This is a genomic window from Streptomyces sp. A 4/2 (genome assembly GCF_940670765.1).
Classification (GTDB): domain Bacteria; phylum Actinomycetota; class Actinomycetes; order Streptomycetales; family Streptomycetaceae; genus Streptomyces.
The window spans coordinates 65,778-77,716 of sequence record NZ_CALNVW010000003.1 but is presented as its reverse complement, the minus strand read 5'-3'; the positions used below and the strand labels follow the sequence as shown (position 1 = coordinate 77,716).

At 72.0% G+C, this 11,939-nt stretch carries 12 protein-coding genes; 9 read left to right on the top strand and 3 right to left on the bottom strand.

Features of this window, described 5'->3' with window-relative positions; all coding sequences use genetic code 11:
* Positions 1–51 precede the first annotated feature (51 nt).
* A complete protein-coding gene (locus tag NBY69_RS03345) occupies positions 52–2,196 on the bottom strand; it encodes a S9 family peptidase (RefSeq protein WP_250298095.1) in 2,145 nt (714 codons plus the stop codon).
* 232 nt (positions 2,197–2,428) lie between these two features.
* Between NBY69_RS03345 and NBY69_RS03340 the strand changes: the two genes are divergently transcribed.
* The 8 genes from NBY69_RS03340 to NBY69_RS03305 all read left to right on the top strand — a co-directional run bounded on the left by NBY69_RS03340 (position 2,429) and on the right by NBY69_RS03305 (position 9,728).
* On the top strand, positions 2,429–2,623 hold the full coding sequence (locus NBY69_RS03340) for a hypothetical protein (protein ID WP_250298094.1): 195 nt from the start codon (positions 2,429–2,431) through the stop codon (positions 2,621–2,623).
* Positions 2,624–2,662: 39 nt separating this feature from the next.
* Positions 2,663–3,583 (top strand): N-acetyl-1-D-myo-inositol-2-amino-2-deoxy-alpha-D-glucopyranoside deacetylase, encoded by a 921-nt coding sequence (gene mshB / locus NBY69_RS03335; protein WP_250298093.1) that lies wholly within the window; start codon positions 2,663–2,665, stop codon positions 3,581–3,583.
* A 60-nt stretch (positions 3,584–3,643) separates the two neighbouring features.
* Positions 3,644–4,051 (top strand): DUF6113 family protein, encoded by a 408-nt coding sequence (locus NBY69_RS03330; protein WP_250298092.1) that lies wholly within the window; start codon positions 3,644–3,646, stop codon positions 4,049–4,051.
* A gap of 164 nt (positions 4,052–4,215) precedes the next feature.
* Positions 4,216–6,141, top strand: coding sequence for a hypothetical protein (locus tag NBY69_RS03325; RefSeq protein ID WP_250298091.1), 1,926 nt, complete (start codon positions 4,216–4,218; stop codon positions 6,139–6,141).
* Between the two features lie 173 nt (positions 6,142–6,314).
* The gene (locus NBY69_RS03320) at positions 6,315–7,235 is read left to right on the top strand and encodes an ABC transporter ATP-binding protein (protein ID WP_250298090.1); all 921 of its coding nucleotides are present in this window, start codon (positions 6,315–6,317) and stop codon (positions 7,233–7,235) included.
* Positions 7,232–7,972, top strand: a complete 741-nt coding sequence (locus tag NBY69_RS03315; RefSeq protein WP_250298089.1) for an ABC transporter permease — start codon at positions 7,232–7,234, stop codon at positions 7,970–7,972. Before NBY69_RS03320 ends, NBY69_RS03315 begins: the two co-directional genes overlap by 4 nt.
* A 62-nt stretch (positions 7,973–8,034) precedes the next feature.
* Positions 8,035–9,126, top strand: coding sequence for a sensor histidine kinase (locus NBY69_RS03310; RefSeq protein WP_374211201.1), 1,092 nt, complete (start codon positions 8,035–8,037; stop codon positions 9,124–9,126).
* A complete protein-coding gene (locus NBY69_RS03305) occupies positions 9,123–9,728 on the top strand; it encodes a DNA-binding response regulator (protein WP_374211198.1) in 606 nt (201 codons plus the stop codon). The genes NBY69_RS03310 and NBY69_RS03305 overlap by 4 nt, the downstream gene beginning before the upstream one ends.
* A 47-nt stretch (positions 9,729–9,775) precedes the next feature.
* Here the strand turns inward: NBY69_RS03305 and NBY69_RS03300 are convergent, their stop codons facing one another.
* The gene (locus tag NBY69_RS03300) at positions 9,776–10,231 is read right to left on the bottom strand and encodes a DUF2000 domain-containing protein (RefSeq protein WP_250298087.1); all 456 of its coding nucleotides are present in this window, start codon (positions 10,229–10,231) and stop codon (positions 9,776–9,778) included.
* 49 nt (positions 10,232–10,280) lie between these two features.
* Between NBY69_RS03300 and NBY69_RS03295 the strand changes: the two genes are divergently transcribed.
* On the top strand, positions 10,281–11,096 hold the full coding sequence (locus NBY69_RS03295; protein ID WP_250298086.1) for an AraC family transcriptional regulator: 816 nt from the start codon (positions 10,281–10,283) through the stop codon (positions 11,094–11,096).
* Here NBY69_RS03295 and NBY69_RS03290 read toward each other — a convergent pair.
* The gene (locus NBY69_RS03290) at positions 11,089–11,931 is read right to left on the bottom strand and encodes a transglutaminase-like domain-containing protein (RefSeq protein WP_250298085.1); all 843 of its coding nucleotides are present in this window, start codon (positions 11,929–11,931) and stop codon (positions 11,089–11,091) included. The two genes, NBY69_RS03295 and NBY69_RS03290, sit on opposite strands and share 8 nt — an antisense overlap.
* Between the last annotated feature and the right edge of the window lie 8 nt (positions 11,932–11,939).

Below are 11,939 nucleotides of genomic sequence, written 5' to 3'. Positions count from 1 at the left end.
CCGGCCGGGGCGGCACCATGCCCCGGCCGGACAGGCCTTCGAACCGTCGGCCTAGTGGCTTTCGCCGTCCGCGCCGGGCGCCAGGGACCGCTTGATGAAGTCCACCTGGAGCAGCAGCAGATTTTCGGCCACCTGTTCCTGCGGTGTCATGTGCGTCACCCCGGACAGCGGCAGCACCTCGTGCGGGCGGCCCGCGGCGAGCAGGGCCGAGGAGAGCCGCAGGGTGTGCGCCGCGACCACGTTGTCGTCGGCGAGCCCGTGGATGATCATCAGGGGCCGCGCGGGGTTCTCCGGGGCGGAGAGCCCGTCGTCGGTGACCAGCCCGCTCGCCGCGTACACCTCGGGCTGCTCCTGCGGGTCGCCGAGGTAGCGCTCCGTGTAATGCGTGTCGTACAGCCGCCAGTCGGTGACCGGAGCGCCCGCGACGCCCGCGTGGAAGACGTCGGGGCGGCGCAGTACGGCGAGCGCGGCGAGGTAGCCGCCGTACGACCAGCCGCGGATCGCGACCCGCTCCAGGTCCAGCGGGAAGCCCTGTTCGGCCAGGCTGTGCAGGGCGTCGACCTGGTCGTCGAGCGTCAGTGGGAAGTTGTCCTTGACCGCCTTCTCCCAGGCCGGGGAGCGGCCGGGGGTGCCCCGGCCGTCCGCGACGATCACCGCGAAGCCCTGGTCGGCGAACCACTGGGACGTGAGGTGCGGGTTGTGCGCCGCGAGCACCCGCTGGCCGTGCGGGCCGCCGTACGGGTCGAGCAGGACCGGCAGCTTGCCGTCCGATTCCCGGTGGCCGGTGGGGAGCAGGACGGCGCACGGAATTTTCCGTGCGCCCCCCTCGGCGAAGGTCACGCGGGGAGTGAGGCCCGGCTTCTCCGCGTACGAGGCGACCGTGGCCACCTCCTTGCCGTCCCGCAGCACCCGTACGGTCGCGCCCGGCACCTCCGTACCGGCCGAGACGAGCACCGTCACACCCCCGGAGCGCACCGCGGAGTGCACACCCGGATCTGCCGAGACGCGCTCCACGCCCAGTTCGTTGACCCGGTACACGTGGATCTCGCCGGTCTCGGGAACCGCGGCGGTCTCGCCCGCCGAGGCGGAAACGAGGATGTCGTCAACCGAGATGTCCAGCACCGCCCGAACGTGCAACTCCGGCCCGGTGAGCAGCCGGTCGCCGACCGCGAGCACCCGCGCTCCGCCCTCGTCGGCGATCCGTACCAGGCCGCCGGCCGGTGCCCAGGCGGGCACGCCGGGGAACAGATCGAGCCACACCGGGTCCTCGTCGACATGCACGGTCCTGGTCGCGCCGGTCTCCGTACTGACCCCCAGATACCGCTGACTGCGCTGGTCACGCGCCTGCGTGAGCAGCAGGGGTGCGCCGTCGTCCGACCAGTGCACGGCGGCCAGGTACGGATACCGGCCACGGTCCCAGACCACCTCGGTACGCGAACCGTCCAGGCGGTAGAGGAAGAGCCGCACCTCGGCGTTGGGCGTCCCGGCCGCCGGATAGCCGACCTGTGCGGGCTCGCGGTCCGGATGCGCGGGATCGGCGATCCACCACCGCTGTACGGCGCTGTCGTCGGCCCGCGCGACCAGCAGGGACTGCGAGTCCGGCGCCCACCAGTAGCCGCGTGAGCGCTGCATCTCCTCGGCCGCGACGAACTCGGCCAGACCGTACGAGACATGGGCGTCCTCGGGCTCGGCGAGGGCCTTGTCGCCCTCCCCGTCCGCCCCCACGACGCGCAGTGCGCCGCCGGTCACATAGGCGACGAGGCGGCCGTCGGGGGACGGGCGGGGGTCGATCGCGGACCCCGGCACCCGGATCTCGCGGGTGGAACCGGCCCGCAGTTCAGCGGTGAACAGCCGTCCGGACAGGGCGAATGCGGCCAGCTCGGCCGCCGCGTCGACCGCGTACCCGACGATGCCCGCCGAGCCCTCCCGGCTCCGCTCGCGGCGTGCCCGCTCCTGGGCCGAGAGCTGCTCGTCCGCGCCGCCGAGGAGCGCCTGAGGATCGGCGGCCACGCGCTCCTGTGCGCCCCGTTCGAGGTCGAGCACCCAGAGCTGGTTCGTACGGTCGGTGCCGGACGAGGAGCGCAGGTAGAGCACCCGGTTCCCGTCGGGCGACACCGTGAAGGCGCGCGGGGCCCCCAGCGTGAAGCGCTGGGTTCTCGCGAATTGGCGCGGGAAGGAGAGTTCGTTCGAAGTCATGGCACTGAACTTACGACTTGGCCGCGCGGGCGGGGACCGGCCCGACAGGTCTTAGACCTGAGGCATGTGCCGACCGGTTCTGTCCGTGGCGTACGTCCGTGCGCCCCTCGTGCTGCCGTGCATCGATCATGCACGCCCCCGGATAGTTATGATCCGTAGCGCTAGGTGGGTATGACGCTACCGGCAGTTGTGGCATGCCCCTGTCCCGTACGCAATGTGGAGGTGAACCGTCATGGCACTCTCGATCTCGGCGGTGGTGCTGCTGGCGATCATCGTTGTGCTGCTGGTCAGGAAGTCGGGGCTGAAAGCGGCGCACGCGCTGGTCTGTGCACTCCTGGGTTTCTATCTGGCCAGCTCGTCCATGGCGCCCAGCATCCACTCCCTGACCACGAATGTGGCCGGGATGATCGGCGGCCTCAAGTTCTGAGAGGGGCGGACCGGCGGGTGCGGCTCGTAGGCTGTTCCCATGACGGACCTCCCCGCCCAGCGTCTGCTTCTGGTGCACGCGCACCCCGACGACGAGTCGATCAACAACGGCGCCACCATGGCCGCGTACGCGGCCACGGGCGCCCACGTCACCCTGGTGACCTGCACCCTCGGTGAGGAGGGTGAGGTCATTCCGCCCGGACTGGCGCATCTGGCAGCCGACCGGGAGGACGCCCTGGGGGCGCATCGCATCGGTGAACTGGCCGCCGCGATGCGGGAGCTGGGTGTGCGGGACCACCGTTTCCTGGGCGGGCCCGGCCGCTACCGGGACTCCGGGATGATGGGTGTCGAGCAGAACCACCGGGCGGGCGCCTTCTGGAACACCCCCGTGGACGAGGCGGCCCCGTACCTCGTGGAGGTGATCCGTTCGGTACGTCCGCAGGTCCTGGTGACGTACGACCCGAACGGCGGTTACGGCCACCCCGACCACATCCAGGCGCACCGCGTCGCCATGCGCGCCGCCGAGCTGGCGGCCGAGCCCGCCTTCCGGCAGGACCTCGGTGAGCCGCACGCGATCGGGAAGATCTACTGGAACCGGGTGCCGCGGTCGGTGGCCGAGGAGGGCTTCGCCCGACTGCGGGCGGCCGGTGCGGACTTCCAGGGCATCGCGGACATCGGTGATGTACCGGGCGTGGTGGACGACGCGCTCGTCACCACGGAGATCGACGGCACGGCGTACACGGCTGCCAAGTCCGCCGCGATGCGCGCGCACGCCAGCCAGATCGCGGTGGACGGACCGTTCTTCGCGCTCTCCAACGACCGCTGGCAGCCGCTCTTCGCGCGTGAGTACTACGAGCTGGTGCGGGGCGCCTCCGGGGCGCCGGAGGGCGAGCGGGAGACTGATCTCTTCGCAGGCGTCACAGGCGTCACAGGCGTCGCGGGAACGGTGGGGCCGGCGTGAACCAGCGTGGTACGGGAGCAGTCGGATGAGCACGGTCCAGGGCGGTACGGGAGCAGTCGAATGAGTACGAATCAGAGCGGTACCGGCTTGGCGGCGCCGCTGAACCCCCGCCGGATCGCTGCCTACTTCGGGCTGCTCGTCCTCGGCGCGCTGGTCGGCTTCGCGGGCGCGCTCATCCAGGCCGCCTGGTTCCCCGGCGGCCTGGTGCTCGCCCTGGTCGGCGCCGCCGCGCTCTTCTACGGCGGCCGGGTCGCCACCGGCACGGGCATCGGGGTCGGCGCGCCCGCGGTCGGATGGCTGGTCTCCGTCATGCTGTTGACGGCCACCCGCCCGGAGGGTGACTTCGTCTTCGGCGCGGGCGTGGCCTCGTACGTGTTCCTGCTGGGCGGCATGGTGGCCGCTGTGATCTGCGCCACCCTGCGCGTACTGCCGCAGGCGGGCCCGGATTCCGCCCGACCTGGCAAGTGATGTGCCGCTTCGCCCGGTGAACCTGCCGCACGTGTCAGGCCCCCGGAACGTCGCATTCCCATGGGCGTGGGGTGTCATCGCGCCGTGGCCAGTATGGTGGTGCGCGCCGCCGAACCTCCCGCACAAGTAAGAACGGGCGGCGGAGCCAACCGGGAGAACCTGCCTTGAGTCGTGAAACTGACAGTTCGTCCACCGGCCCTCAGGGGCGTGGCGGGGCCGCGTACCCCTCGGGCACGCCGCCGTACGGAACCCGCCAGTCTCCGGAGGACGCCGTGTCCCCGGCTCCGGCCACCGGGCCGCAGCCGGATGAGCCCAGGACCGAGACCACGCTGACCACGCGTATCCGGATCAACATCCCTGGCTCGCGGCCGATTCCACCGGTCGTCATGCGTACGCCGATGGCCGAGAGCGACCTCGCCGATGCGCCGGACGCCGAGCGCACGGCGACCATGCCCCGGCCGCCGGAGCCGGAGGCGGAGCCCGCCCCCGAGCCGCCCGCCGAGCGGCCGACCAGTGACTGGTTCGCGCCGCGCAAGCCTGCGGCGTCCTCGGCCGCCGCCCCGCCCGCAGCACCGGCCGCCCCCGCGGCGCCCGTTGCTCCCGGGTCCGGAGCGGCTCCCGGGACCGGAGCGCCGGACGAGGCCGGGCAGCGCCCCGACCTCCCCTACTTCTCGGAGCCGCCGCAGCGCGGCACCGTGCCCCCCGGACCGGCCGCACCCGCAGCACCCACCGGACCGACCACCGGTCCGGTCACCGGCACCAGTTCGCTGACGCCGCCGCTCGACTCGCTTCCGCCCTTCCCGGCGGCCACGCCGCCGCCGATGTCGGACGACACAGCGGTACTGACCCCGCAGCAGCCCGCCCCGGGATTCCCGCAGGGGATGAACGGCCAGGGCCTGAAGGGCCAGGGCCCGGCCGCCGCCCCGGCGGGCGGCAACGTCTCGGGCTCCACGCTGAACAGCGGCAGCCCGGTGGCCCCGCCGGAGCGCCGTTCGCCGTTCCCGCCGGGCCCCGGAGCCGGTCCTGGCGCGCCCCGGCAGTCCGACGGGAAAGCAGCCTTCGACCCGTCCGCGCCGTCGAACCCCATCACCGCCCCCACGCCCGGACCCGCCCCGGTCCGTCCGGCCACGCCCGGCAAGAAGAAGGGCGGCCGTTCCAAACTGGGCCTCATCGGGGTCGGCATCGTCGTGCTGGCCGGTGTGGCGTACGGCGCGGGCCTGTTGATGAACCACTCCGCCGTGCCCAAGGGCACCACGGTGCTCGGCGTCGACATCGGCGGCGGCACCCGGGACGAGGCCGTCAACAAGCTCGACACCGTTCTCGGCAAGCGGGTCGGCGCGCCGATCCAGCTCAGCGTCGACGGCCGTAAAACCGAACTCAGGACCGCCGCCGCGGGTCTCTCCCTGGACACCCAGGCCACCGTCCGCCAGGCCGCGGGCAGCGACTACAACCCCGTCTCGGTCATCGGTTCGCTCTTCGGCGGGCAGCGGGTGGTCGACCCGATCCTGCCCACCGACCAGGAGAAGCTCGGCGCCGCGCTGACGGATCTGGCGGGCGTCTCGGGCTCCGCGTCGGAGGGCACCATCAAGTTCGAGCCGGGCAAGGCCGTTGCCGTGCCGGGCAAGGCGGGCAAGTCGCTGGACGTCGACCGGTCGATGGTCGCGGTCCAGGACGCGTTCCGCGCCCAGGTGCAGACGGGCAAGCCGCACACCGTCGTGCTGCCGGTCGCGGCCAGGCAGCCGACCGTCACCCGGACCGAGATCGACCGGGCGATGAAGGAGTTCGCGCAGCCCGCGATGTCCGGCCTGATCACGATCAAGGCGGGCACCAAGCAGATCCAGTTCGGCCCCGAGAGGTCACTGCCGAAGATCCTCTCCATGAAGGCGGTCAACGGCCGGCTGGTCGAGGTCTACAACCGGCCCGCGATCACCCAGCTCCTCGAAGGGGTCTTCGACGGCGTCATGATCACCAAGGGCGACGGGCAGAAGCACCCGGTCTCCGCGACCGACGTGGCGCAGGCCATGGGGACCGCGCTGCTCGGCAAGACCCCCGCCGAGCGCACGGCCACGATCAACCTCGACGCGGGCTGATCCCACCCCCGTACAGCTCTTACGCACACCTCGCACGGCCCCCGTCCGGACACCGGCACAGCGTCGGAACACCGGCCCGGGGGCCGTGTCATGTGTAGGGCATGACATCTGTCACCGCCGACTCACGACAGACCGCACTGCCGCCGCACCGCCCGCTGCGGGACGCTTGACCCATGACGACGACAGCACCGCCCACCACTGTGGTGAGCTTCGAGCAAGTGAACAAGAGCTACGGGCCGGTGCACGCCGTGGCCGGCCTTTCCCTCGATCTGCACCCCGGTGAGACGGTCGCGCTCCTCGGTCCCAACGGAGCGGGCAAGTCCTCGACGCTCGACCTCCTGCTGGGCCTGCGCAGGCCCGACTCGGGGACCGTCCGGGTCTTCGGTACGACGCCCGAGCAGGCCATCAAGGACGGCCGGGTCGGGGCGATGCTGCAGAGCGGCGGCCTGATGGAGGAGGTCACGGTGCGCGAGCTGGTGAAGCTCGGCTGCGACCTGCACCGCCGTCCGCGTCCCGTCGCCGAGGTACTGGACCGGGCCGGGATCACCCAGATCGCGGACCGTATGGTCAACAAACTCTCCGGCGGCCAGGAGCAGCGCGTCCGGTTCGCCCTGGCGACCGCGGGCGACAGCGACCTGATCGTCCTCGACGAGCCGACCACCGGGATGGACGTCTCCGCCCGGCACTCCTTCTGGGCCACCATGCGGGAACAGGCCGACCAGGGCCGTACGGTCCTCTTCGCCACCCACTACCTGGAGGAGGCGGACGCGATCGCCGACCGGGTGCTCGTCCTGCACAAGGGCCGCCTCCTCGCCGACGGCACCGCCTCCGAGATCAAGGCGAAGGCGGGGGCCCGCCGGATCGCCTTCGACCTCGAAGGGGTCATCGACGAGGCGGCGCTGCGCGGACTGCCGTTCCTCACCGCGTGCGACGTGTCCGGCCGTACGGTCCGCATCCAGTCGTCCGACGCCGACGGGACCGTCCACGCCGTGTACGGACTCGGGCTCTACCCGCACAACCTCGAAGTCGCCGGACTCGGCCTGGAACAGGCCTTCGTCGCCATCACGGAGGCCGAGGAGGCCAAAGCAGCATGAGCACCCTGATCAGGCTCGAAATCACCCGGACCCTGCGGAACAAGAAGTTCATGTTCTTCTCGATCCTCTACCCCTCGATGCTCTACCTGATCATCGCGAGCGGGGCGTCGTCCACGGACAAGGTGGACGGCACCAGCCTCACCCTGCAGAGCTTCTACGTGGTTGCGATGGCGTCCTTCGGCGCGCTGACCGCCGTACTGATGGGCAACAGCGAACGCATCGCCAAGGAGCGCGAGAAGGGCTGGGTCCGTCAGCTGCGGCTCACCTCGCTGCCCGGCCGCGGCTACGTCCTGGCGAAGATCGCCAGCGCGGCCGTGGTCACCCTGCCGTGCATCGTCGTCGTCTTCGTCGTGGCCGCCGCGTTCAAACACGTACGGTTCGACGCCTGGCAGTGGCTGGCGCTGACCGGGGTCATCTGGGCCGGGAGCCTGGTCTTCGCCGCGCTCGGGGTCGCCATCGGCTACCTCGCCAGCGGGGACGCGGTCCGGCCGATCACGATGATCATCTACTTCGGCCTCTCCATCCTCGGCGGCCTCTGGCTGCCCACCACGTCCTTCCCGCAGTGGCTCCAGAACATCGCCGAGTGGCTTCCCACCCACGCGTACGCCGCACTCGGCCAGTCCATCGAACTGGGCAGCGCCCCGCACGCCAAGGACGTGGGCATCCTCTTCGTCTACTTCCTGGTCTTCGCGGGCGGCGCGGCCTGGCTGTACCGGAAGGACACCCTGAAGGCGTGAACGAGGAACGAGTCGTCGGCATCGGGAGGGTCCCGGAGAACGCGCGGCTGGCCGCCAAGAAGATGATCTGGATCGGCATCTGGCTGGCCTTCATGAGCCCGCCCCTGAACAAGCTCCTCGACGGCGGCTACTCCACCGTCGGGGAGGTGTTCGGCTGGACGGGACTCGTGGTCTTCGTCCTCGCGTACCTGGTGCTGGTCTTCCGGCACACCGCGCGGCGGCTCACCACGCCCGTGGTCCGCGGCACGCTGGTCTTCCTCGGGGCGCTCGCCGTGGCGCTCTCGCTGACGCTCGGTCCGACCTGGCTCGTGCTCTTCGTGTACGTGGCGGTGAGCTGCGGGGCGGTCCTGCCGGCCCGGCAGGCCGGCTGGTCGATCATCGGATCCACCGCCGTGATGTGCCTCCTCGCCCTCCGCGGCGACCAGCCCGTGGAGGCGGTCGGCGGACTCCTCGTCCCGGCGCTGCTCGGCGGGTTCGCGATGACCGGGGTGGGGCAGCTGATCCGTACGACGGTCCAGTTGAAGGAGGCCCGCGCCACGGTCGCCCAGCTCGCCGCCAACGAGGAACGGCTGCGGATGTCCCGCGACCTGCACGACCTCCTCGGCCACTCCCTGTCGCTGATTGCCCTCAAGTCCGAACTGGCGGGCCGGATGCTCCCCGACCAGCCCGGCCGGGCAGCCGCCCAGATCGAGGACATCCAGCAGGTCAGCAGGCAGGCCCTGAAGGACGTACGGGAAGCGGTCACCGGCTACCGGCGGCCCACCCTGCCCGGCGAACTGGCCGGGGCGCGCACGGCGCTGGCCGCCGCGGGCGTGGTGGCGGACGTACCGGCCGACTGCCCGACCGACGGGCTGGACGAGGACCAGGAGGCCGCTCTGGCCTGGGCGTTGCGCGAAGGGGTCACCAACGTCGTACGCCACAGCGGCGCCCGGAACTGCACCGTCACGGTCCAGGTCCGGCAGAACCTCGACGGGCGTCACTACGAACTCACCGTGCGGGACGACGGCGACAACTCCGGTGGGAGCGCCGCCCCGAAGGGCAACGGCCTGACCGGGATGACCGAGCGGCTCGAAATGGTCGGCGGCACCCTCGACACACGATCCGGGAAGGGCTTCACCCTCACCGCCCGGGTCCCCCTAGGATCCGGTACATGATCAGGCTCTTGCTCGCCGAGGACCAGTCGATGGTCCGGGAGGCCCTTGCCGCGCTGCTCGGCCTGGAGCCGGACTTCGAAGTCGTCGCCCAAGTGGCCCGTGGCGACGAGGTACTGGCCGCCGCCCGGACGCACACGGTCGATGTCGCCCTGCTCGACATCGAGATGCCGGGCATGACCGGCATCGACGCGGCGGCCGAGCTGCAGCGCGAACTGCCCGCCCTCAAGGTCGTCGTCCTCACCACCTTCGGCCGCCCCGGCTATCTGCGCCGCGCCATGGAGTCGGGCGCCCACGCCTTCCTGGTCAAGGACGCCCCCGCCGCCCAACTGGCCGCCGCAGTACGGAAGGTGCTCGCCGGTGAACGGGTCATCGACCCGACGCTGGCCGCCGCGGCCCTCTCCGACGGAGCGAACCCGCTGACGGAGCGCGAACGCGCGGTGCTGCGCGCGGCGGCCGACGGTTCGACCAACGCGGAACTGGCCGCGGCGCTGCACCTGTCGCAGGGCACCGTCCGCAACTACCTCTCGACGGCGATCCAGAAGCTGACGGCCCGCAACCGGGCCGAGGCGGTGCGGATCGCCCGCGAGAAGGGCTGGCTGTAGGCGCTGTTCCGGACGCGGCCGGTCCGGGCGGCCCGGCGCGGTCCCGGTCAGGGATGCATCCGCGCACCCTTGAGGACCTTGTCCACCGCGTTCCGCGGCCCGTACACGGCCAGCCCCACCAGGTCCAGCTCGTCGCGCGGTACCGCCGCCACCGCCGCGCGGTTGTCGCGGTCGTTGCCCGTGCCGAACAGGTCGCGGGTGAAGACCGCCCTCGGCAGCGCGCGGGACAGCACCCGCGCGTGCGCGGCCGTCAGGTTCTCCTTCGTGCCCTCGAAGACCAGGACCGGCTGCCGGAACATCGGCAGATAGCCGGTGCCGTCGGCGTCCGCGTACGGTTCGCCGATCACCTCGGGGGCCGCCGGGCCGAGCCCGCTGACCAGGAAGGCCGTCACGTTCAGCCGCTGCCAGGTCTCCAGGTCCTCGCGCAGCAGGACGGCGATCTTGGTATCGAAGCGGACGGGCGGGGCGGCGGGGACATCAGCGGTCAGGTTCTCGGTTCTCATGCTTCGAGACTGCCGACTGCCCCGCCCCGCCGTCTTGTACGTTCCTTGCATGGTGGCCCGGCAGGAGATCTCCGCATGGCGCCCGCCGGTCGCGGGCATCGTGGAGGTCTTCCACGCCCACTTCACGGAGCACGCCTACCCGATGCACGTCCACGACGCCTGGACGCTGCTGATCGTCGACGACGGCGCCGTGCGCTACGACCTGGACCGGCACGAGCACGGCACTCCGCGCGGCACGGTGTCGCTGCTGCCGCCGCAGGTGCCCCACAACGGCTCGCCCGCCACCCCCCACGGCTTCCGCAAGCGGGTGCTCTACCTGGACATGACGCAGCTGGACGCGGGCTACATCGGCCCCGCGGTCGACGGCCCCGATCTGGTCGACCCGGTGCTGCGACAGCGCGTCGGGCAACTGCACACGGCCCTCGCGCACCCCGGGGACGAGCTGGAGGCGGAGAGCAGACTCGCACTGATCGGCGAACGGCTGCGCGGGCATCTGCGGCCCCGGCCGGTGAACCGCCCGCCGGCTCCCGCCCCGGCCCTCGCGCACCGGCTGCGCGAGCTCCTCGACGAGCGGCTGGTCCAGGGGGTGACCCTGGACGAGGCCGGCACGCTGGTGCACGCCCACCCCGCCCACCTGGTACGGGCCTTCAGCGCCGCTTTCGGGATCGCCCCGCACCAGTACCTGATGTCCCGCCGGATCGACCGCGCCCGCCGGCTGCTGCTGGACGGCCGGCCGCCCGGCGAGGTGGCCGTGGCCACCGGGTTCTACGACCAGTCCCACCTGACCCGGCACTTCAAGCGGGTCGTGGGCATCGCACCGGGGCGGTACGCCGGCACCGGGCCGACGCGGGCCGGCGTCAGTTGAGCATCGCGCGCGCCGACCGGGCCCGCCTCCGGATCGCCTCGGCCGCCCCCGGTTCGACCGCGGCGACCACCTCCGCGTACTCGTCCAGCTCCGCCGCCCCGCGCACGAAGTCACCGCGTTCGACGAGCAGTTGGGCGTGCTCGTAGCGGAGCCGGGCCGGATGGGCGGGGAGCAGCAGGGAGAGCTCGATCGCCCACAGGTGCACGTCGGTGCGCTCCGGGCGGGCGGCGGCCCAGGCGCGGATGTTGTTCAGGACGCGCAGGACGATCTCCAGCGGGCCCGCCGGGGCGAGCATCGAGGGGTCCAGGGGTGCACCCGTCGTCCCCGTGACCAGGATCCCGGCGTCCTGGGCGGTCAGCTGCCGGCCTCCGGCGAACGGATCGACCAGGACCTGTTCGTCCGCCGGGTCCGACGGGTGCCCGAGGCCGACCACGAAATGACCGGGCAGCGCCACGCCGTACACCGGGGCTCCGGCCCGGCGTGCGACCTCGGTCCAGACCACCGAGAGCAGGATCGGCAGCCCGCGGCGGCGGCGCAGCACCTCGTGCAGGAGCGAGGACTCCAGTCGTTGGTAGTCGCCCGGGGTGCCCCTGAACCCGGTCCGTACGCCGAGGAGTTCACCGAGGGCCGCCGCCCAGGCCCGGGGCCCGGAGGTCCCGTACGGCAACAGGCCTGCCAGCCGGTCCAGTTCGATCTGGGCCGCGTCGATGCCGTCCTGCCCCAGCGCGGGGTCGGCCTCGGTGCCCAGCAGCAGACACAGCAGCGCGAGATCGGGCCGCTCGGAGCGCGCCTCCTCGGCGAACTGCCGTCGCCAGTCGGTCGATTGCCCGTCCATCCGAGTCC

What these genes read in the sequence shown, in the direction of transcription:
- NBY69_RS03345 (WP_250298095.1), bottom strand. Translation starts at nt 2,196, where the DNA reads ATGACTTCGAACGAACTCTCCTTCCCGCGCCAATTCGCGAGAACCCAG.
- NBY69_RS03340 (WP_250298094.1), top strand. Translation starts at nt 2,429, where the DNA reads ATGGCACTCTCGATCTCGGCGGTGGTGCTGCTGGCGATCATCGTTGTG.
- mshB (WP_250298093.1), top strand. Translation starts at nt 2,663, where the DNA reads ATGACGGACCTCCCCGCCCAGCGTCTGCTTCTGGTGCACGCGCACCCC.
- NBY69_RS03330 (WP_250298092.1), top strand. Translation starts at nt 3,644, where the DNA reads ATGAGTACGAATCAGAGCGGTACCGGCTTGGCGGCGCCGCTGAACCCC.
- NBY69_RS03320 (WP_250298090.1), top strand. Translation starts at nt 6,315, where the DNA reads ATGACGACGACAGCACCGCCCACCACTGTGGTGAGCTTCGAGCAAGTG.
- NBY69_RS03315 (WP_250298089.1), top strand. Translation starts at nt 7,232, where the DNA reads ATGAGCACCCTGATCAGGCTCGAAATCACCCGGACCCTGCGGAACAAG.
- NBY69_RS03310 (WP_374211201.1), top strand. Translation starts at nt 8,035, where the DNA reads ATGATCTGGATCGGCATCTGGCTGGCCTTCATGAGCCCGCCCCTGAAC.
- NBY69_RS03305 (WP_374211198.1), top strand. Translation starts at nt 9,123, where the DNA reads ATGATCAGGCTCTTGCTCGCCGAGGACCAGTCGATGGTCCGGGAGGCC.
- NBY69_RS03300 (WP_250298087.1), bottom strand. Translation starts at nt 10,231, where the DNA reads ATGAGAACCGAGAACCTGACCGCTGATGTCCCCGCCGCCCCGCCCGTC.
- NBY69_RS03295 (WP_250298086.1), top strand. Translation starts at nt 10,281, where the DNA reads ATGGTGGCCCGGCAGGAGATCTCCGCATGGCGCCCGCCGGTCGCGGGC.
- NBY69_RS03290 (WP_250298085.1), bottom strand. Translation starts at nt 11,931, where the DNA reads ATGGACGGGCAATCGACCGACTGGCGACGGCAGTTCGCCGAGGAGGCG.